Genomic DNA, 21974 nt, shown 5'->3' with positions numbered 1-21974 from the left:
AAGCGATATTGTTGTATAAATAATTATAACCTAAATTTTGTAAATGAATAAATTTACAATACTTTTTCTGTGTATATCCACTTTTTCACTTGCTCAGGTGAAGCAGAAAGTGAGTTTTTTCCCTCTTGAAATTGTAAAACTCTCTAATAGCATATTTAGTAATGCTACAGATACCAATAAAAAGTATCTATTGTCTATAAATGCCGATAGACTACTCTCCCCTTACATGAAAGAAGCTGGGCTACAACCAAAAGCCGAAAATTATCCCAATTGGGAAAACACAGGACTTGATGGTCATATTGGCGGACATTATGTTTCTGCTCTTGCTCTTATGTATGCTTCTACAGGCGATTTGGCTATCAAAAAAAAGCTAGATTATATGATTGATGAATTAGAAATTTGTCAAAATGCGTCTGGAAATGGCTATCTCACTGGAGTACCAAACGGAAAACAAATCTGGAAAGAAATAGCCGAAGGAAATATAAAAGCCAATAGTTTCGGACTTAATAATCGTTGGGTTCCTTTGTACAATATACACAAAACTTATGCTGGTTTGCGAGATGCTTATTATTATACGAAAAGTGAAAAAGCAAAAAAAATGCTCATAAAACTTACCGATTGGATGAGCAACGAAGTTTCTGGTTTATCTGATGCGCAAATTCAGGAAATGCTGAGAAGTGAACACGGTGGTCTCAACGAAATTTTTGCTGATGTTTACGAAATTACAGGAAATAAAAAATACTTAGACCTTGCCCATAAATTCTCACATCGTGTAATTCTAGACCCACTTTTAGAAAAGCAAGATAAATTGACTGGTATCCACGCCAATACACAAATCCCAAAAGTGATTGGTTTTAAGAAAATTGCAGAGGTAGAACATAATCAAAAATGGAGCGATGCCGCAGATTTTTTTTGGCATACAGTTACCGAAAATAGGTCAGTTTCTATTGGCGGAAACAGTGTGAGCGAACATTTTAATGCAGTAAATGATTTCAGTGGAATGATTAAAAGTATAGAAGGTCCCGAAACCTGCAATACATACAATATGCTGAAGCTTACCAAAGAAATTTATGCAGATTCGCCAAATTCTTCTTACATAGATTATTACGAAAAGGCGCTCTATAACCATATTTTATCATCTCAAAATAGCAAAACTGGCGGTTACGTTTATTTTACACCAATGAGACCTGGTCATTACAGAGTTTATTCTCAGCCAGAAACCAGTTTTTGGTGTTGTGTAGGTTCTGGAATGGAAAATCATTCTAAATATGGCGAAATGATTTATGCACACAGCAATAATGATTTGTATATTAATCTTTTCATTCCTTCTAAAGTAACTTGGGCAGAGAAAAAAGTAGTTTTAACTCAAGAAAATAATTTCCCAGAAGTTCCTGAAACCAAATTAATAATCAACTCAATTGGTAAATTACCTTTTTCAATCAAGTTAAGATGTCCTAATTGGACAAATGCTAATGAAGTGAAAATTCTTATCAATGGTAAAGAAATTTTTACAAAAAAAGACGCTGAAGGATACTTTATCATTCAAAAAAAATGGAAAAAAGGTGATGTTATTATAATGAAATTGCCAATGCACATTACGGTAGAACAATTGCCAGATCAATCAGATTATTATTCCTTCAAATATGGTCCTATCGTTTTGGCAGCACCTTTCGGAAATGAAAACCAAACAGGACTTTACGCAGATTCTAGCAGAGGCGGACATATTGCGCATGGCCCTCAAATTCCTTTGAATGAAATCCCTACCATTTTAGGAGATGCTTCGTCTATTTTAGAACATATTAAAAAAGATGAAAACACACCACTAAATTTCAAAATATCAGGGCTTTATCCCGAAAAAAATTACAAGAACGGACTTCAAATGATGCCTTTTTATAAAATTGAAGAACAACGCTATATTTTATATTTTCCTCAGGCAGATGCCAATAAAATTGAAACCATCCAAAAAGCTAAAACTTTAGAAGAAGAAAAAACCAGAGCACTAGACACCATAACCACAGATAAAGTAAAATCTGGAGAACAACAACCAGAATCTGACCATTTTGTTCAAAGTAAAGATTCTAATACAGGATATGCAGAAGATCTTCATTTCAGAGATGCAAAAGGATGGTTCAGCTATCAATTAATCAATAAAAATAAATCCTCAAAATACATTTATGTTACTTATTTTGATACTCAAAAAAATAGAAATCTAACTATTGAATTGAATGATAAAAACATCTTTTCAAAAACATTAGAAGGAAATTCGGGAGCAAATCTTCAATACGCTGTAATACCAATACCAGAAACCGAAAAAGATAAAGAAATTTTAACGGTTAAGTTTACTGCTTCAGAAAAATCTACCACTGCTCAAATTGTAGAAGTTAGACTATTAAACAAAGAATTCAAATAAAAATCCCATCATAAAAATGAAAAATTTAAAGAAATTCAAAATTGTTTTCACCTTATTCATAATACTGATAAGCAGTATAATTATTGAGGCAAAAGTAAAACTCCCAACGCTAATTACGGATGGAATGATTCTTCAAAGAAACCAAAATATTACCATTTGGGGAAGTGCAGATTCTGGAGAAAAAGTAAATTTAAAATTTCTGAATAAAAAATACCAAACCATTGCTGATAACAGCGGAAATTGGAAAATAAAGCTTGCGCCAATGAAAGCTGGCGGTCCTTTTGAAATGGTGATTAACGAAATTACCATCAAGAATATTTTAATTGGTGATGTATGGATTGCATCTGGACAATCTAACATGGAATTGCCTATGCGAAGACTAAAACCATTATACGAAGATGAAATCAAAAATGCTAATAATCAAAATATCAGATTCTTTACCGTTCCTCAGAAATACAATTTTAAAGCTCCTCAAACAGAATTAGACGGAGGAAAATGGGAAGCTACCAACCCTGAAACGATTCTTAATTTTTCTGGTGTTGCGTATTTTTTCGCTAAAGAAATAAGCAAGAAAAATAATGTTCCTGTTGGTATTATCCACACCAGTTTAGGTGGTTCACCAGTACAAGCCTGGATGGATGAAAATTCTCTAAAAAATTATCCAGAATATCTAGAAGAAGCTAAAAAATGGCAAGATGATGCTTTAATAAAATCTACAGAATCTACAGAATTTGCCCTAAGCAAAGCTTGGTATGCAGAGCTAGACCAAAGTGATATCGGTCTTAATCAACATTGGCAAAATTATGAACTAGATGATTCTGATTGGAAAACCATGCAAATCCCAGGTTCTTGGGAAGACAAAGAAGGCTTCTTTGACGGTTCTGCATGGCTTAGAAGAGAAATTACACTACCAAAAGATGCAGACAAAAAAGCAGCATTTCTTAATTTAGGAAGAATAAAAGATGCAGATGTAACTTATATTAACGGAACTAAAGTAGGAAATGTAACGTATGAGTATCCTCCACGTTGGTATGATATTCCTGCTGGTGTTTTGAGAGAAGGAAAAAACATCATCGCTGTTAGGGTTTCTAACGGAAGCGGAAAAGGTCAATTCATAGCAGATAAACCTTATTATTTGGAAATTGACGGACAAAAAATAGATTTAAAAGGTGAATGGAAGTATAAAATAGGGGCTAAAATGGAAAAAATGGCTCCCGGACAAACATTTATTCGTTGGAAACCAACTGGACTTTATAACGCTATGATTCATCCTTTAATTAATTATAATGTGAAAGGTGCACTTTGGTATCAAGGTGAAAGCAATACCGGAAAACCTAAAGAATATGGAGATTTATTAACCAAAATGATTCTGGATTGGAGAAATAAATGGAATCAAAAAGAAATGCCTTTCTTAATTGTACAATTGGCAAATTTTATGGAAGCTAGAAAATTGCCTTTAGAAAGCAATTGGGCAGAATTAAGAGATCAACAAAGATTAGTTTCTAAAAATGTACCCAATGTAGGACTTGCCGTAACCATAGACTTAGGAGAATGGAATGACATTCATCCGCTCAACAAAAAATCTGTAGGAGACCGATTAGCACTACAAGCGGAAAAAATTGCTTACAAACAAAATGTAATTGCAGACGGACCAGTCTATGAATCTATGAAAATTGAAGGCAACAAAATTATTCTTACTTTCAAAAAAGGAACAGATAATTTACAACCAACTACTGATTTAAAAGGCTTTTCAATAAAAGGAAAAGATGGAAAATACGAATGGGCAAAAGCTAAAATTGAAGGCAATAAAGTTGTTGTTTGGAACAATGAAATAAAAGAACCAATTGCTGTAAGATACGATTGGGCAGATAATCCTGATGGAAACCTAAAAAATAAAAGTGGTTTACCATCTTCATCTTTCAGTACAGAAAATTAAAAAAGAACATTAAAATGAGAACATACAAATTATTACTTTTATTACCCACGCTATTATTAGCCCTTTTTTCTTGTACTGCACAAAAATCTAAAAATACAACATTGAAAGATGCTTACAAAGACAAATTTTTCATAGGAACTGCATTAAATTTAGACCAAATTCATGGTAAAGATGTACAATCTGTAGAGATTGTTAAATCTCAGTTCAGTTCTATTGTCGCTGAAAACTGCATGAAAAGTATGTATCTGCAGCCAGAAGAAGGTAAATTTTTCTTTGATGATGCAGACAAATTTGTAGAGTTTGGCGAGAAAAATAAAATGTTCATTATTGGGCATAACTTACTTTGGCATTCACAAGCTCCGAGATGGTTTTTTACAGATAAAGACGGTAAAAATGTAACTCCAGAAGTTTTGAAAGAGCGTATAAAAAATCATATTACTACCATTGTTACTCATTACAAAGGAAGAATTCAGGGTTGGGATGTTGTAAATGAAGCCATTTTGGATGACGGACAATACAGAAAAAGTAAATTCTACGAAATTTTAGGAGAAGAATTCATTCCATTGGCATTTCAGTACGCCCACGAAGCTGATCCTGATGCAGAGCTTTATTATAACGATTATAACGAATGGTTTCCTGGCAAAAGAGAAGCTATTGTAAAATTAGTAAAAACATTGAAAGAAAGAGGTTTAAGAATAGATGGTATAGGAATGCAATCTCACCTTGGCATAGAAACCCCTTCTTTAGAAGAATATGAAAAAGCAATTATTACTTACTCAGATTTAGGACTTAAAGCAAGTATTACTGAGCTTGATGTAAGTGCTTTGCCTTCACCTTGGGGAACCAGCGCCAATATTTCTGATGTAAATAAATACAAAAAAGAATTAGATCCTTATAAAACTGGTCTTACTCCAGAAGCTGAAAAAGTATGGGAAAACCGTTACTTAGATTTATTCAAACTATATCTTAAACATCAAGACAGAATCAGAAGAGTGACACTTTGGGGCGTTACCGATTTACAATCTTGGAAAAACGACTTTCCTGTAAGAGGCAGAACAGATTATCCTTTGCTTTTTGACAGAAACTACAAAGCTAAACCTGTTGTACAAAAGTTAATAGACCTCACTAAATAATAAGAGAATGAGAAATTCATTTAAAACCGCTATTTTTTCTTTTGTATTTTTATCTGCTTATATATTCGGACAAAATCCGATTATACAAACAGCTTATACTGCAGATCCTGCTCCACTGGTATATAATGATCAAGTATTTCTCTTCACAGGTCATGACGAGGATAATTCTACTTGGTTTACAATGAATGATTGGAAACTATACACGACCAAAGATATGGTAAACTGGACAGAACATCCTTCTCCACTTTCTTACAAAACTTTTTCTTGGGCTAAGGCAGATGCTTGGGCTGCACAATGTGTAGAGAGAAACGGAAAATTTTATATCTATTGTCCTGTAATAAGTTCAGAAAATAATAAACCTGCCATTGGTGTAGCAGTAGCAGACAGTCCTTATGGTCCTTTTTATGACCCTTTAGGAAAACCATTGGCACAAAGTGGTTTGGGAGATATAGACCCTACAGTTTTTATTGATGATGACGGACAAGCCTATTTGTACTGGGGAAATCCTAATTGCTATTACATAAAATTGAATGAAGATATGATTTCTTTTAGTGGAGAAATTACAAGTATTCCCATGACTGAAACATCTTTTGCTAAAAGAGAAAATAATCCTCAGCGTGCTACATTATATGAAGAAGGACCTTGGCTCTACAAACGCAATAAATTGTATTATCTTTTTTGGGCAGGCGGTCCTATTCCTGAGCATTTAGGATATTCTACAAGCAGCAGTGCAACTGGACCTTGGAAATACAGCGGAACACTAATGCCAACCGAAGGAAGAAGTTTTACCAACCATCCCGGAATTCTAGATTTCAAAGGAAAAACCTATCTTTTTTATCATAATGGTGCGCTTCCTGGTGGTAGTGGTTTTACACGTTCTGTCTGTGTAGATGAACTCAAATTTAATAAAGATGGCTCTATTTCTCCTATGAAAATGGGCAACGGAATTGCTCAAGGAATTAGTAATATCAATCCTTTCCTTAAAAATGAAGGAGAAACCATCGCTTGGTCTGAAGGAATAAAATCTCAACAAAATAATCAAGTAGGTGTTTTTATTAAAGCCAACAAAAATGGAAGCTATACCAAAATTAAAGGAGTAGATTTTCAGAAAAAAGGAGCTAAAAAATTCACCGCCAGAGTAGGAACAGTACATAATGATGTCTCTCTTGAGATAAGAATTGATGGTGTAAACGGAAAACTTCTAGGAACTATGACCATACCTAGAACTGGTGGCAGTGATAGATGGAGTATAAAAACCACAGAAATAAGTCCAATTACGGAGGTTCACGATTTGTATTTTATTTTTAAAGGTAAAGATACCATTACCGAAGATTTAGCCTTCTTTGATTATTGGAAATTTGAATAATAAAATCAATTTTTAGAAAAACTTAAATAATTTAACTAATATAACTTATATGAAATTTTTTATAGACACTGCTAATCTAGAGCAGATAAGAGAAGCCAATGATTTGGGAATTTTGGATGGTGTAACAACCAATCCATCTTTAATGGCAAAAGAAGGCATCAGCGGAAACGAGGCAATTCTTCAACATTATAAAGACATTTGTGACATTGTAGATGGTGATATTTCGGCAGAAGTTCTTTCTACTACGTATGAAGAAATGATTGCAGAAGGCGAAACTCTTGCGAAAATTCATCCCAATATTGTGGTAAAAATACCGATGATTAAAGACGGTGTAAAAGCTTTAAAATATTTTTCAGACAAAGGAATCAAAACCAATTGTACATTAATTTTCTCTGCTGGCCAAGCTCTTTTGGCTGCAAAAGCTGGTGCAACTTATGTTTCACCATTCTTAGGAAGATTAGATGACATTTCTACTGATAGTCTCAATCTGATTGAAGAAATAAGACTAATTTTCGACAATTATGACTACTCTACTCAGATTTTAGCAGCTTCGGTAAGACACAGCATGCACATCATTAATTGTGCTAAAATTGGTGCAGACGTGGTAACTTGTCCGTTACAGCCTATTTTATCTCTGCTCAAACATCCTCTTACTGATAGCGGTTTAGAGCAGTTTATCAAAGATTCTCAAAAAATGATTTAATCAAGAAAAAAATTATGTCACACGATATTACAAAACTAAAAAATGTTGCTTCACAGGTAAGAAGAGATATTGTAAGAATGGTACACGCTTGTCAATCTGGGCATCCTGGTGGTTCATTAGGCTGTACAGATTTCTTGGTTGCCCTCTATTTTGATGAAATGAAAAGAAATCCCGGATTTGATATGAAAGGAAAAGGAGAAGATGTTTTCTATCTTTCAAACGGTCACATTTCGCCAGTATTCTACAGTGTTTTAGCACATGCAGGATATTTTGATAAAAGCGAATTGGCAACTTTCAGAAAATTAAATTCTAGATTACAAGGGCATCCTACCACACACGAAGGTTTACCTGGGGTAAGAGTGGCTTCTGGTTCTCTTGGTCAAGGTCTTTCTGTAGCTATTGGTCACGCTTTAGGAAAAAAACTAGATAATGATTCTAACTTAGTTTTTACGCTTCACGGTGATGGCGAATTACAAGAAGGACAAATCTGGGAAGCATTAATGTTTGCTGCTCATAATAAAGTAGATAATTTAATTGCAACCGTAGATTATAATGGTCAACAAATAGATGGGCCTACTTCCAAAGTTCTTTCTTTAGGAAATTTAAAAGGAAAATTCGAAGCATTTGGATGGAAGGTTCTTGAAGTAGAAAATGGTAATGATATGGAACAAATTCTAAAAACTTTAGACGAAGCTAAATCATTAGCACATCAAGGTCAACCAATTTGTATTTTGCTAAAATCTCAAATGGGAGCTGGTGTAGATTATATGATGGGTACACACGCTTGGCACGGAAAAGCGCCTAATGATGAACAATTGCAACGTGCTTTAGACCAATTAGAAGAAACTTTAGGAGACTATTAATACGAACTCGATTATGAAAAAATATACTTATACAGAAAAAAAAGATACCAGATCTGGTTTTGGAGCAGGATTGGCAGAATTGGGTAGAACCAATGAAAATGTGGTGGCATTATGTGCAGATTTAATCGGTTCTCTTAAAATGGAGAAATTTATTGAAGAAAACCCTAACCGTTTTTTCCAAATTGGGATTGCCGAAGCCAATATGATTGGGATTGCTGCTGGTCTTGCCATCGATGGTAAAATTCCTTTTACAGGTACTTTTGCTAACTTTTCTACAGGAAGAGTGTATGATCAGATTCGCCAATCTGTAGCTTATTCTGATAAAAATGTAAAAATTTGTGCTTCTCACGCTGGTCTTACTTTGGGCGAAGATGGGGCTACTCACCAGATTTTAGAAGATATTGGTTTAATGAAAATGCTACCAGGGATGACGGTAATTAACACTTGCGATTACAATCAGACCAAAGCAGCTACCATCGCCATTGCAGACCATCACGGCCCAGTTTATCTTCGTTTCGGAAGACCTGTAATTCCTGTTTTTACAGATGAAAATCAAAAATTTGAAATCGGAAAAGCTTGGATGGTAAACGAAGGCAAAGATGTAACCATTGTAGCAACTGGTCACCTGGTTTGGGAGGCTATAAAAGCAGGAGAAATTTTAGAAGAACAAGGCATAGATGCAGAAATAATCAATATTCACACCATTAAACCTTTAGACAAAGAAGCTATTTTAAATTCTGTGAAGAAAACGGGTTGTGTGGTAACTGCCGAAGAACACAATAGATTAGGTGGTTTAGGAGATAGTATAGCGCAACTTTTGATTACAGAACTTCCTACTCCGCAAGAATATGTGGCAGTAAACGATAGTTTCGGAGAAAGTGGTACACCAGAACAATTAATGGAAAAATACGGATTAAATGCACAAGCCATTGTAAATGCCGTAAAAAAAGTGATGGCAAGAAAATAAAATCAATAAAAACAATTCATATTTTCAATACATTATTGTCATTTACCCCAAAGCATCAGCTTTTTTGCTGGTGCTTTATTATGAATATAAAAGTAGCTAAATTTGCAATCTCAAAAAATCTCTTCTAAAGAAAATATTTTTATGACAGACATTAAACTAATTGTAACCGATATGGACGGTACATTTCTAAATTCTAATTACGAAGTAAGCTCAGATTTTAAAGAAATTTATACAGAATTAAAAAGAAGAAACATCTTATTTGTACCAGCAAGCGGAAGACAAATGCCCGGAATTACAAAATATTTTGAAGAAATAGAACACGAGATTGGTTTTATCGCGGAAAATGGCGGTTATGTGGTGTATCAAGGTCAAGAACTTTTTGCTGATAAAATGGAGCATTCTCATATCTCAGAAATCATAAAAGCAGTAAGAGAAATTTCTGGAGCTAGAGCTGTACTTTCTGCTAAAAAATATGCTTATTACGAGACAGAAGACCAAAATTTTGTAGATTTTTTCACCAGATATTACACCAAAAATAAGAAAATGAAAGACCTTACCGAAATGGTAGATGATAGTGCTTTCAAAATAGCGATTTATCATCCCGAAGGTTCAGAAAAAAATCTTTATCCTTTTCTGAAACATTTTGAAAAATATGGGCTGGAAGTAGTAGTTTCTGGTGAATTTTGGATGGATATTATGAATAAAAATATCAATAAAGGAAAAGCATTAAGCATACTTCAAAAAGAATTAAAAATCACACCAGAACAAACAATGGCTTTTGGCGATTATATGAATGATATAGAAATGCTAGAAAATGCAAAATATAGTTTTGCAATGGAAAACGCGCATCCTTCGGTGAAAAAAATCGCTCATTATGAAGCTCCTTCTCACAATGATTTTGGGGTAATAGAAGTCATTAAAAATTATTTGAATAAATAACAAAAAAGAAGAGAGATACTTTTATTAAAAAGCACCTCTCTTACATGAAAAACAAACTTTGTATCTTAATTTCTTACCAGAAATACCAATAGAATAAAGCACAGAACAACACTACACCTAGAGATGCAACTACATCTACCCAAGTCCAGCTTGATCTTGTCTCTGCTTTCTGCTCCTCACTTTGAGTAGAGAAAGTAATTCCTTTTAAGCTTTCTTCTGTAGCTTGTGGCGTGAAGAAGCTTACTAAAATCATCATTACAATGATGAATAACAAAAGGAAAATCTCGAAAATAAGCCAGTTGGTTTGCCAAAACCAGCTAATTCCTTTCAAAGAATCTATAGCGTTTAAATTATCTTTAAAAATATTACAGAATAATCTCACCATTCCTATAATAAAGCCTATTACAATACCATATTCACCAGCTTTTGGTGTAATTTTTTTGGAGAAAATTCCCAATAAAAATACCGCTACAATAGACGGAGCTAATAATGATTGTACATCTTGCAGATAAGCGTATAAACTACCTAATCCCATCATTACAGGGATCCAGATTAGCCCTAAAACGACAACTACCCAAGTTGCAATTCTACCTACCCAAACTAACTTTTCTTCACTAGCTTCAGGATGTTTTGGTTTATAAAAATCTACGGTATATAAGGTAGCACAAGAGTTAAAAAATGCTGCTAATGATGCTACCAAAGCACTTATAAAACCGACTGTTACTATTCCTTTTACGCCTGCTGGCAAAACAAATTTTACCATAGAACCAAAAGCTTCATCAGTAGAACCCATCACAAATCCAGATTCTGGTTTTGCTGCCAATGCTACTGCAATCATCCCCGGAATTAAGAACATAAATACAGGTAAAATTTTAAAATAGCTGGCAAGGATGGTTCCTTTTCTCATTTCATTCATATTTTTACCTCCTAGTACTCTTTGTACAATGTGCTGGTCTGTACACCAATACCAAAAACCAATAATAGCCGCTCCTAAAAACACCCAAAGTCCTGGGAATTTATCATATAATGGATCATTTTTATCAAAATGCATTAAGTGATTGGTTCCGAAACCATTATTCATACTTTTGGCATGTTCCATCATGTTAGTCCAACCTTGTGCCATAGAACCTTCGCCCAAGGCTATTAATCCTAAAAGCAGTACCATAAAAGAACCTACAATCAAAATAGGTGTTTGGATTTTAGAAAGTGTCATTACGCCTTTCATTCCACCAAAAACGGTAAAAACCCCAGTTAATAATACCAAACCAATAGCACCATACCAAAAAGGAAGTCCTAATAAACTTTCCATAAAAATTCCTCCTGTAAATGCGGTTACACTTACTTTGGTTAATACATAAGAAATTAAAGTAATTACTGAAAGCCAAGAACTGGTTTTACGAGTATATCTTCTATTCAAAAATTCTGGCATTGTAAATACGCCACTGTGTTTATAAAATGGTACAAAAAGCCATCCTAAAACCAGAATCATCCAGCCTTGCATTTCCCAGTGTGCCATTCCCATTCCTGTTTCTGCACCTGCACCTGCTAATCCTACTAAATGCTCTGAACCAATGTTGGCTGCAAAAATGGCAGCTCCCATTACATACCAAGGTTCTCCTCCCAAGAAATAATCTCGGCTAGATTCCCCAGCTAGTTTCTTTTGCTTGCTTACTGCACGCCATACAAAATAGGTAATCATGGCTATACCTATGCCTATTATGGCCCAATCTAGCCAAATAAACTCGTGTGAATTCCAATTCATATCTTTATTTTTTTACTGAAAATTTATAAATCGTTTTAGACTGAAACTTTTCTCCTGGTTTTAAAACCACTGTAGGAAAAGATGTTTCGTTGGGCGAATCTGGGAAATGCTGAGTTTCTAAACAAAATCCTGTTCGGTGTTCGTTTTTACCTCCTGTTTTGGTATCAAATTTACCATCTAAGAAATTCCCAGAATAGAATTGAACTCCAGGTTGGTCTGTACTTACTTCCATCACTCTGCCAGTACCTGAATGATAAACGGTAGCTATTTTTCTTAAACCTGTTCCGTTTAGAATCCAATTATGGTCAAAACCTTTTCCTAATTTTACTTGTTCGTCATCAGAATTGATGTCTTTGCCAATTAATTTCGGAGTTTTAAAATCAAATGGAGTTCCTGCCACATTTCTACGCTCACCTGTTGGAATTAAAGTGCCGTTTACAGGTAAAAATTGGTCTGCATCTAATTGTAATTCGTGATCTGTAATTGGTTGAGTAAATTTCCCTGAAAGGTTGAAATAAGAATGCTGCGTAAGATTTACAACGGTCGTTTTATCTGTGGTAGCTTCATAAGCGATTTCCAAGGCATTATCTTTTGTTAAAGTATAAACTACTGTGGTGGTTAATTTTCCGGGATAGCCTTCTTCTCCGTCATTGCTTACATAAGTAAGTTTCAAAGAAGGAGCTTCAGCATTTCCGATAGGCTCTATCGTCCAAATTTTGGTATGAAAACCTTCTTTCCCGCCGTGAAGACTATTTGGTCCATCATTTTTATCAATATCATACGTTTTACCATCCAATATAAATTTTGCATTGGCTATTCTGTTTCCAAATCTTCCGATTAAAGCTCCAAAATAATAAGGATTACCGTTAAAATAACCTTCAGGTTTTGTAAAACCTAGAACTACATCTTCGTATTTACCATCTTTATCAGGGGCAGTAAGAGAAGTAATAATGCCACCAAAATTGATGACTTCCACTTTCATTCCGTTTTTATTGGTCAAAGTGTATTTTTTGATAGAATCACCTTTAGCAGTAACTCCGTAATCTGAAACTTGAATATTTTCCATCTGAGTTGATTGAGCTTTTTCTGATTGATTTTCTTTTTTACAACCCACAAAAAGTAAGGCTGTTAAAAGAGCAAAACCTAAATAATTAATAATTTTTTTCATATTAATTAGTGTTTATTTATAATAGGTTTCGTTCCAGCGAAGTGTATTTTTAAAATCACGGATTTTAGTATCTTCGTCTATAACTAATGATTCTATACCTGCCATTTCTGCAAAATCTTCTAACTGCTCTACACTGATGTTTTCACTATAACAAGTGTGGTGAGCTCCACCAGCCAAAATCCAAGCTTGTGCTGCGGTATAAAGGTCTGGAAGCGGCTTCCAAAGAACACGTGCTACAGGAAGTTTTGGTAATTCTTCTGTAATTTCTAATGCTCTGGTCTTATTAATCAATAATCTGAAATGATTGCCAAAATCCATTAAAGCTGCATTAAGAGAATCTATATTTCCTCTAGAATTAAACACCAAACGAACTGGATCTGCTTTGCCTCCAATTCCTAAAGGATGAATTTCACAAGATGGTTTTCCTACTGCTAAAACGGGGTCAACTTCTAACATATGTGAACCTAAAATAGAAGGATTAGAAGGATTAAGATGATAGGTATAATCTTCCATAAAAGCGTTTCCGCCTTCTAGACCTTGCCCCATTGTTTTCATCGCACGAACAAGTGCTGTGGTTTTCCAATCGCCTTCTCCTGCAAAACCGTATCCTTTTTGCATTAATCTCTGAACTGCAATTCCTGGGAGTTGTTCCATACCGTGAAGGTCTTCGAATGTATCAGTAAAACCTTTGAAATTTCCTTCTTTCAAAAATTTCTCTAAACCTAATTCAATTTTTGCTGCTACTTCTAGAGATTTACGATTTTCGCCACCTGCCAATAAAGAAGCTGCCATAGTGTAAGAAGCTTCATATTCTTCAATTAAAGTTTTTACGTCTCCTTCGCCAATAGAATCTATTACACCAACCAAATCACCAATTCCCCAAGTATTTACAGAAAATCCGAATTTAGTTTCTGCTTCCACTTTATCACCATCTGTTACGGCTACAAATCTCATATTATCGCCAAAACGAGCAAATTTAGCACCTTGCCAATCGTCCCAACCTGCAGCTACTCTAGACCATTCGCCAATTTGTTTTTGCACTCGCTCATCAGACCAATGTCCTACTACTACTTTTCTATTTTTGCGAAGACGACTTACCATAAACCCGAATTCTCTGTCTCCGTGTGCAGCTTGATTCAGATTCATAAAATCCATATCCATCGTTGACCAAGGAATATCTTGATTAAACTGAGTATGAAGATGAAGCAATGGTTTTTGCAAAGCTGTAAGCCCACGAATCCACATTTTAGCTGGCGAAAAAGTATGCATCCAAGTTACTACACCTATACAATCTGGATTTTGATTGGCAGCCGTTAAAGTATCATATATTTCGTCTGTAGTTTTTACGGTTGGTTTATACACCACTTTTACAGGAATTAAAGAAGATGCATTAAGCGCTTCTACTATTTTCCCAGAATGTTCTGCTACCTGAGCCAAAGTTTCAGGTCCATATAAATGTTGACTTCCTGTAACGAACCAAATTTCTTTTGTATTTAAATTTACTAACATTGTGATAAGATTATTTGTTATTTTTTGGAATGATTTTTATTGTCCGTAATATGCATTTTTGCCGTGTTTACGTTCATAATGTTTTTTGATGAGTGAATCTTTAAGACGAGGGGCATTCGGATTGATTTGTCTGGTGAGATACGCCATTTCTGCGATGGTTTCCAGAACCTTACTGTTGTAAACCGCTTTATCTGCGTTTTTACCCCAAGTAAATGGCCCGTGATTGCCTACCAAAACCATTTCTACTTCCTCGTAAGACAATTCTTTTTCTTTGAAACAATCTAGAATCTGGATTCCGGTGTTGTATTCATAATTTCCTTCAATTAAATCATCTCGCATTGGTGGCGCACAAGGAATATCTGAGGTTAAATGATCTGCGTGTGTAGTCCCGAAAATAGGAATATCTAACTGAGATTGCGCCCAAGCTACCGAATAAATAGCGTGAGTATGAGAAATTCCGCCTACTTTTTCCCAGCTTTTGTAAAGAAAAGCGTGGGTTTTGGTATCTGAAGAAGGTCTTAGTTTTCCTTCGATGATATTGGCATCAAAATCCAGAATTACCATATCTTCTGGTTTTAATTCTGCATAAGGTACTCCGCTTGGTTTAATCGCAAAAACTCCTTTATCTCTATCTACTGCGCTTACATTTCCGAAGGTGTAAACTACCAATTTTAATGCATCTAATTGCATATTGGCTTCGTAGCATTCTCTTTGTAATTCTTTATAATGATTACTCATTTTTTCTAGCTTTAATGTTATTTTCTACAAAATCTGCAATATTCTGGTATTGCTCCATAAATTCTGCATATTTCTCTACTTTGTCAGCCTGTGGGAAATATTCTGCCTCGAAATTAGAACCCATTTTCTGGCTGGCTTCTATTACATTAGAATACACTCCAGCTGCAACTGCTGCATAAATAGCTGCACCTAAAGCGGGAGCTTGGTCAGAATCTGCTACTACAATTGGCATATTGAGAACATTTGCCAAAGTCTGCATTATGAAAGGAGATTTTCTGGCAACTCCACCAATTCCGATTACTTTGTTTATTTTAACACCTTCTTCTTCGAAACGATCTACAATTTTTTTAGACCCAAAACAAATGGCATTGACCAAACTTTTAAAAATATGAGGAGCTTTGGTTCCTAAAGATAAATTGGTAATTGCACTTTTTAATTCTTGATTAGCATCTGGAGTTCTTCTACCATTAATCCAATCTAATGCAACTGGAACTGCATCTGAAAGTGGAATATTCTCTGCTTCTAAAGTAAGCGTACGAATCATATTATTTTCGATTTCTTCTTTCAGCAGAGCTTTTTGTTCATCGTTTATTACCGTAGATTTCATCAATAATTGATGAACTGGCCACATCAAAATATCTTTGTACCAAGCCAATACATCACCAAAAGCAGATTGCCCAGCTTCTAAACCTATAAATCCAGGAATTACTGAACCGTTTACTTGTCCACAAATTCCTTTAACTGTTCTTTCTTCTATAATTTCGCTTGGCGCAATCATAATATCACAGGTAGAAGTTCCCATAATTCTGATGAGTGTATTTTCTTCTACTTTGGCACCTACTGCACCAGAATGTGCATCAAAAGTTCCTACTGTAATCACAGTATTGGTAGTTAAACCTAGTTTAGCAGCCCATTCTTCATTCAGATTTCCTGCAACCTCATCAGAAGTATAAGTCTTTTCATAGAGTCTGTCTCTAAGTTCTGCTAAAGAAGGATCTAATCTGTTGAGAAAATCTTTAGATGGAAGTCCGCCCCAGCTTTCATGCCACATTGCTTTATGACCTGCTGCACAACGGCTTCTTTTGAATGTTGCCAAATCTTTGTGGTCTGATAATACAAAGGTGATATAATCACAATGTTCTATCCAACTGTAAGCTGCATTTTTTATAAGTTCATCTTCTCTATTGATGTGAAGAATTTTTGCCCAAAACCATTCTGATGAATAAATTCCTCCTTCAAATTTTGTGTAATCTACACCACCCCATGTTCTGGCAAGTCTATTAATTTCTTCGGCTTCAGCAATAGCAGTATGATCTTTCCAAAGAACCATCATTGCATTAGAATTTTCTTCAAAACCAGAAGTTAAGCTCAAAGGAACTCCTTCTTTATTCACTGGAATTGGAGATGAACCAGTAGTATCTATACAAATTCCCACTACTTGCTCTGGATTTACACTGCTTGTAGCAACCACAGATTTGATGGTATTTTCTAGACCTTCTAAATGATCTAATGGATGCTGACGAAACCTATTCTCGCCCGGATTACAATACTTCCCTTCTTTCCATCTTTGGTAATAATGAACATTCGCTGCTAGTTCAGAACCGTTTTCTGTATCAATTAGGACTGCTCTTACCGAATCTGTTCCGTAATCTAGTCCGATGACGTATTTTTTCATTTCGCTTGAAATTTAATTTTAAGAATAGTTAACAATTTATTCATATTGTATATAACAAATATAACATACTATTTTAAATAAATGTATAAATTACACTTAATTTTTATTTTTCCTTTATTGATGGGGCTTACAGCTTATTAATTTTAAGGATTACCACTGATTTTGGAGGTATTTCGGTAGAAATTTTTCCCCTTTTTATGCTTTCAGAATTCTCTTTTGGTTGAATGGGCTCAGAAGTGAAACTATTCTCAGTATCTAAGGTATCTGCAGACAATATGATTTTAATCATTTTATCGCCAAAACGAAGGTTTTTGGTATTCAAATTCATTTCTTTTGGTTGTATATCTGCATTTACAATTTTGATAATTATTTCTTTGGATTTTTCATCAAAAACTGCCGAAGAATATAATTTTTTCTGTCCTGTTAATGCTTTACCATTTTCAGTAATTTTAAGTAAATCTGTTCCTTTATTATTCGAAAATAATTTTTGAACATAATAATTAGGCGTAGCGTAAGTACTAAGATTATTAAACCAAATTAAATCTGGAGTCCATTGCCAACCATCTGCGTGAGCTAAAAGCGGCGCATAAGAAGTCATAGTCACCACATCTGCATTACGTTCTAGCCCCGTCATAAAAGCTGCTTCAGAAAGAGCGGTTAACCAATTGTTTTTATTTTCTGGTTTTACAACACCTACAGACTGAGCAGCATATTCTCCTGCAAAAACTTTTGGTCCTTTTCTATCATATTTGTCATATCTGGTAGCATTCTCTAAAAACCATTCTGGTGAATTATAATAATGTTCATCTACAATTTGTGCGTTTAGTTTTTTGAGTTCTTTCCATCCGTATTCAAAGAATTCTCCATCAGGTGATGGTCCACTTCCAGAAACGATGGTAATTTTTGGATATTTAGCGTGAATAGCTTTTTCAAAAACTTTATATCTTTCTATGTAATCTTCTCCCCATTGTTCGTTCCCTATACCAATAAATTTTAAGTTAAATGGTTTCGGATGTCCCATTTCTGCTCTCACTTTTCCCCAAGGTGTCGAAATATCGCCATTAGCAAATTCAATTAAATCTAAAGCATCTTGAACATAAGGGTCTAAATCTTCCATTTTCACGAGTTCGGCGGTGTTGAATTGACACGCCATTCCACAACTCAAAATTGGCAACGGTTCTGCTCCTAAATCCTCTGAAAGTTGAAAATATTCAAAAAATCCTAAACCAAAAGACTGCCAATAATCAGGTGTGAGACGATGAGCAAAACCATTATTCCATTTGTTGATAAGATTTTCTCTGTCTTCCACTTTACCTATAGTTTTTTTCCATTGATAGCGTTCCGCAAGAGTTCTTCCTTCTACAATACAACCGCCCGGAAAACGTAAAAAACCAGGCTTCAAATCATATAATTTTTGAACTAAATCTTTGCGCAAACCGCCTTTTCTGCCTTTCCAAGTATCTTGTGGAAAGAGTGAAATCATATCCATATTTACAACACCATTACCAACAAAAGTAATTTGCAATTTGGCTTTTTCAACCGTTCTTTTCGGAGAAAATACCGCAGCATATTTCTGCCATCCTTTACCCGAAACAGGAATGCTAACCGCAACTATTGATTGTCCTTTTTCATCAATTAGCTCCGCCTTCATTTCTTTTATATTCCCAGAAACATTTTCTAAATAAAAACTAAAATCGTATTTTTCGCCTTGATGAATTCCTATTCCTCTGAAACCTTCGTTTTCTAAAAGATAGTTTTTATCATTAAGTACAGTAATTCTGGCGTAATTTTTATTGGTTTTGGAAGCGTCTGTATGAATGATTAAAAAACCAGAATCTAAATTAGGCGAAAGTGTTTTTGTATTGGGTTGTTTCCATCCAGTTAAAGGTTCATCAAACTCAAAACTTCGATTTTTAATAAGTTCTGCATATAAACCTCCATCAGCCGCAAAATTGATGTCTTCGAAAAAAATTCCGTACATCGTAGGCTGAATTTTGATATGAGTAGAAGCGCCATCTAAATCAAGTATATGCTTAGATTGAATGCCAGATTGCGCCAACAAAAACGTAGTGCAAACGGTGAAAAAAGCAGCGTAAATTTTATTTTTTGTTCTCATATACTAATGATATTTATGATTAATTGAATTTTAATTATTTTAAAATTTTAACAAGACTATTTCACTTTTATTGGTAAACTTTTTAAACCAGAATTTTCTGAAGTACCTCCGTAGAAAATAGTATAATCTCCTGATTTTGAAACCAAATCATCGGTTTTTTCATCATAAAATTTGAATGAATCTTCAGAAATCGTCAATTGAATATTTTTTGTTTCTTTTGATGCAATTAAAACCCTTTCAAAAGCCCTTAATGTCTTTACTGGAGCTAAAACATCGTTATTTCTTTTCACATAAATCTGCACTACTTCTTCTCCATCTTTATTAGAAATATTGGTAACAGGAACGGTTATGGTGATTTTTTCATTAGAATTGATGATATTTTTGCTCAATTGAGCATCTCCATAAGTAAATTTGGAATAACTTAAACCATGCCCGAAAGCGTACAAAGGATTTTCTATCATATAACGATAGGTTCTGCCTTGCATATCATAATTTTCAAAACCTTGATGCTTGCTGGTTTTAGAAAGAGCATTATCCAATTGTTCCAAATTTTTGTAAAATGTAATCGGTAATCTTCCTGAAGGATTGTAATCTCCTGCTAAAACGTCTGCTACGGCAGTTCCGCTAGATTGTCCGCCATACCAAGCATTGAGCAAAGCATCATAATTTTTCTCGTCTTGCTCTAAACCAAGTGCACTGCCTGTACATAACACAAAAACAACAGGTTTCCCTGTATTTCTTAATTCTGCTAACAATTCACGCTGAACTTTCGGAAGTTCTATCGTGGTTTTATCACCACCTTTAAAACCATCAGCATTTACCAACATTTCTTCGCCTTCTAAACTAGGTGATAATCCTCCAGCGAAAATAATAACATCAGCATCTTTCACTTTTTCTTTTACTGATACAAAATTTACGAGGTCTTTTCTATAGACTTCAAAGCCGATGTTTACGTATTTTCCTTTTTGACTGTGGTGTAACTCTACTAGATATTCTTTGCCTTTCTCTACTTTTATAGGAAATTCAGAAGGATGTCTGGCATCTGGCCCTTTTCTGGTAGCAATTTCTTTTCCGTCAACAAAAAGCGTGTAAATATCAGATGCAAAAGCAGAAAATACCACATCGCCAGAATAGCTGCTTTTAAAAATTCCTGAAATTATTGCCGATGTATTTTCTCTTGCTACACCTGGAGCTAACTGAGTTCCGCCAAAACTATTGTAATTAATTCCCGTTTTATTAACAGATATATTTACTGGTTTACCTTTAAATTCATTATTGTTGAAAAACTCCACTTTCATACCTTTTTCGCCATTTTTTTGGCTCATAAAATTCTGATAAAGAGAAGTTTTGGAAGAAGGATCTGCTACTTCGCAACCTTTTTCGAAGATGATTTCGGCGTTTGGAAATTTAGTTTTAATTCCGTCTAAAATAGTGACTGTAGAAGAAGGTGTTCCGTTGTAATTTCCCAATTGCATCAATCCGTCATCAGCATTTGGGCCTACCACTGCAATTTTTTTAATATTTTTATTTAAAGGAAGAATATTCTTCTCATTTTTCATCAGCACTATTGATTTTTGTGCCATTTTTAGCGCTTGCTTTTTATGCTCATCAGAATCTACTACAGAATAAGGTATTTTATTCCAATGGACAGAAGATTTCGGGTCTAGCATACCTAGTTCAAACCACCCTTTCAATATTCTGCGCATCGAAATATCTAAATCTTTTTCTGTAATTAATCCACTTGCAAGAGCTTTATTGAGATTATTATATGTATCTCCACATTCTAAATCTGTAGAATGTTTCAGAGCATCTGTGGCAGCACTTTTTTCGTCGGGATGCGTTCCGTGGTATTTTTCTTGATAAAAATCTGCCAAGGCCCAACAATCAGAAACCACCATTCCGTAATATTTCCATTTACCACGAAGGATGTCATTAAGCAAAGTATTATTAGCACAGCACGGTTGTCCTTCAAAAGCGTTATAAGCACACATTACCTCTCTTACATTTCCTTCTAAAACCAATGCTTTGAAGGCTGGAAGATAAGTTTCGTATAAATCTCTTTTAGAAATTTCTGCATTATAAGAATGTCTATTCCATTCTGGACCGCTGTGTACGGCAAAATGTTTGGCACAAGCGTGGGTTTTAAAATATTGTGGATCATCACCTTGCAAACCTTTCACAGCTGCTACTCCTAGAACTGAGGTTAAATATGGATCTTCACCATAAGTTTCTTGACCTCTTCCCCATCTTGGATCACGAAAAATATTGATATTAGGAGTCCAAAACGTGAGACCTTCATAGCGCCCAGTTTTATTGGCTTCATCAAAAGATTTATTGTATTTTGCTCTGGCTTCATCAGAAATCATTTCAAAAGTTTTGAGGTGTTCTGGTGCATCCCAAGTTGCTGCCATTCCAATTGCCTGAGGAAAAACAGTAGCTGTTCCAGCTCTTGCGACTCCGTGAAGTGCCTCATTCCACCATCCATAAGCTGGAATTTCTAAACGAGGTACTGCTTTGGAATTATCCATCATCATTCCTATTTTTTCATCAACCGTCAATAATCCGAGAAGATTTTCAATTCTCTGTTCTACTGATATTTTTGGATTTTGGAAAGGATATTTATAATTCTGCGCAAGAGAAAAAGCACAAACTAAAATTAAAATTCCTGATAATATTTTTTTCATAAGCT

General features: G+C 34.7%; 15 protein-coding genes. 8 read left to right on the top strand and 7 right to left on the bottom strand.

Annotated features, from left to right (window positions below):
- Positions 1-43: 43 nt before the first annotated feature.
- The 8 genes from IEW40_RS09465 (at position 44) to IEW40_RS09430 (ending at position 10317) form a co-directional block, all read left to right on the top strand.
- The gene (locus tag IEW40_RS09465) at positions 44-2410 is read left to right on the top strand and encodes a glycoside hydrolase family 127 protein (protein WP_188617857.1); all 2367 of its coding nucleotides are present in this window, start codon (positions 44-46) and stop codon (positions 2408-2410) included.
- Between the two features lie 16 nt (positions 2411-2426).
- Positions 2427-4346 (top strand): sialate O-acetylesterase, encoded by a 1920-nt coding sequence (locus IEW40_RS09460; RefSeq protein ID WP_188617856.1) that lies wholly within the window; start codon positions 2427-2429, stop codon positions 4344-4346.
- Positions 4347-4360: 14 nt separating this feature from the next.
- Positions 4361-5479 carry an endo-1,4-beta-xylanase gene (locus IEW40_RS09455; protein ID WP_188617855.1) on the top strand — a complete coding sequence of 373 codons (1119 nt, stop codon included), beginning with the start codon at positions 4361-4363 and terminating at the stop codon, positions 5477-5479.
- 7 nt (positions 5480-5486) lie between these two features.
- Positions 5487-6845, top strand: coding sequence for a glycoside hydrolase family 43 protein (locus tag IEW40_RS09450; protein WP_188617854.1), 1359 nt, complete (start codon positions 5487-5489; stop codon positions 6843-6845).
- 49 nt (positions 6846-6894) lie between these two features.
- Positions 6895-7548 carry a fructose-6-phosphate aldolase gene (fsa, locus tag IEW40_RS09445; protein WP_188617853.1) on the top strand — a complete coding sequence of 218 codons (654 nt, stop codon included), beginning with the start codon at positions 6895-6897 and terminating at the stop codon, positions 7546-7548.
- Between the two features lie 14 nt (positions 7549-7562).
- Entirely contained in the window at positions 7563-8411 is an 849-nt protein-coding gene (locus IEW40_RS09440; protein ID WP_188617852.1) for a transketolase, read from the top strand.
- Between the two features lie 13 nt (positions 8412-8424).
- On the top strand, positions 8425-9378 hold the full coding sequence (locus IEW40_RS09435) for a transketolase family protein (protein ID WP_188617851.1): 954 nt from the start codon (positions 8425-8427) through the stop codon (positions 9376-9378).
- A gap of 141 nt (positions 9379-9519) precedes the next feature.
- A complete protein-coding gene (locus tag IEW40_RS09430) occupies positions 9520-10317 on the top strand; it encodes a Cof-type HAD-IIB family hydrolase (RefSeq protein ID WP_188617850.1) in 798 nt (265 codons plus the stop codon).
- Between the two features lie 73 nt (positions 10318-10390).
- Here IEW40_RS09430 and IEW40_RS09425 read toward each other — a convergent pair whose 3' ends face one another.
- The 7 genes from IEW40_RS09425 to IEW40_RS09395 form a co-directional block, all read right to left on the bottom strand.
- Positions 10391-12079 carry a sodium:solute symporter gene (locus tag IEW40_RS09425; protein ID WP_188617849.1) on the bottom strand — a complete coding sequence of 563 codons (1689 nt, stop codon included), beginning with the start codon at positions 12077-12079 and terminating at the stop codon, positions 10391-10393.
- Positions 12080-12083: 4 nt separating this feature from the next.
- Entirely contained in the window at positions 12084-13247 is a 1164-nt protein-coding gene (locus IEW40_RS09420) for an aldose epimerase family protein (protein WP_188617848.1), read from the bottom strand.
- Positions 13248-13259: 12 nt separating this feature from the next.
- A complete protein-coding gene (gene araA, locus IEW40_RS09415) occupies positions 13260-14756 on the bottom strand; it encodes an L-arabinose isomerase (RefSeq protein ID WP_188617847.1) in 1497 nt (498 codons plus the stop codon).
- A 36-nt stretch (positions 14757-14792) separates the two neighbouring features.
- On the bottom strand, positions 14793-15494 hold the full coding sequence (locus IEW40_RS09410) for an L-ribulose-5-phosphate 4-epimerase (protein ID WP_188617846.1): 702 nt from the start codon (positions 15492-15494) through the stop codon (positions 14793-14795).
- The gene (locus IEW40_RS09405; RefSeq protein ID WP_188617845.1) at positions 15487-17169 is read right to left on the bottom strand and encodes a ribulokinase; all 1683 of its coding nucleotides are present in this window, start codon (positions 17167-17169) and stop codon (positions 15487-15489) included. The genes IEW40_RS09410 and IEW40_RS09405 overlap by 8 nt, the downstream gene beginning before the upstream one ends.
- Before the next feature lie 127 nt (positions 17170-17296).
- Positions 17297-19285 carry an alpha-L-arabinofuranosidase family protein gene (locus tag IEW40_RS09400; protein ID WP_188617844.1) on the bottom strand — a complete coding sequence of 663 codons (1989 nt, stop codon included), beginning with the start codon at positions 19283-19285 and terminating at the stop codon, positions 17297-17299.
- A gap of 56 nt (positions 19286-19341) precedes the next feature.
- Positions 19342-21969, bottom strand: coding sequence for a glycoside hydrolase family 3 C-terminal domain-containing protein (locus tag IEW40_RS09395; protein ID WP_188617843.1), 2628 nt, complete (start codon positions 21967-21969; stop codon positions 19342-19344).
- Positions 21970-21974: the final 5 nt, after the last annotated feature.

The organism is Cloacibacterium rupense (genome assembly GCF_014645495.1).
Taxonomy (GTDB): domain Bacteria; phylum Bacteroidota; class Bacteroidia; order Flavobacteriales; family Weeksellaceae; genus Cloacibacterium; species Cloacibacterium rupense.
The sequence above is the reverse complement of the archived record's forward strand: the minus strand, read 5'-3'. Positions and strand labels throughout refer to the sequence as shown.

Coding starts and splice junctions, on each gene's coding strand:
- IEW40_RS09460 (WP_188617856.1), top strand. CDS start 2,427: ATGAAAAATTTAAAGAAATTCAAAATTGTTTTCACCTTATTCATAATA.
- IEW40_RS09400 (WP_188617844.1), bottom strand. CDS start 19,285: ATGAGAACAAAAAATAAAATTTACGCTGCTTTTTTCACCGTTTGCACT.
- IEW40_RS09465 (WP_188617857.1), top strand. CDS start 44: ATGAATAAATTTACAATACTTTTTCTGTGTATATCCACTTTTTCACTT.
- IEW40_RS09410 (WP_188617846.1), bottom strand. CDS start 15,494: ATGAGTAATCATTATAAAGAATTACAAAGAGAATGCTACGAAGCCAAT.
- IEW40_RS09450 (WP_188617854.1), top strand. CDS start 5,487: ATGAGAAATTCATTTAAAACCGCTATTTTTTCTTTTGTATTTTTATCT.
- IEW40_RS09395 (WP_188617843.1), bottom strand. CDS start 21,969: ATGAAAAAAATATTATCAGGAATTTTAATTTTAGTTTGTGCTTTTTCT.
- IEW40_RS09430 (WP_188617850.1), top strand. CDS start 9,520: ATGACAGACATTAAACTAATTGTAACCGATATGGACGGTACATTTCTA.
- araA (WP_188617847.1), bottom strand. CDS start 14,756: ATGTTAGTAAATTTAAATACAAAAGAAATTTGGTTCGTTACAGGAAGT.
- IEW40_RS09435 (WP_188617851.1), top strand. CDS start 8,425: ATGAAAAAATATACTTATACAGAAAAAAAAGATACCAGATCTGGTTTT.
- IEW40_RS09455 (WP_188617855.1), top strand. CDS start 4,361: ATGAGAACATACAAATTATTACTTTTATTACCCACGCTATTATTAGCC.
- fsa (WP_188617853.1), top strand. CDS start 6,895: ATGAAATTTTTTATAGACACTGCTAATCTAGAGCAGATAAGAGAAGCC.
- IEW40_RS09425 (WP_188617849.1), bottom strand. CDS start 12,079: ATGAATTGGAATTCACACGAGTTTATTTGGCTAGATTGGGCCATAATA.
- IEW40_RS09405 (WP_188617845.1), bottom strand. CDS start 17,169: ATGAAAAAATACGTCATCGGACTAGATTACGGAACAGATTCGGTAAGA.
- IEW40_RS09420 (WP_188617848.1), bottom strand. CDS start 13,247: ATGAAAAAAATTATTAATTATTTAGGTTTTGCTCTTTTAACAGCCTTA.
- IEW40_RS09440 (WP_188617852.1), top strand. CDS start 7,563: ATGTCACACGATATTACAAAACTAAAAAATGTTGCTTCACAGGTAAGA.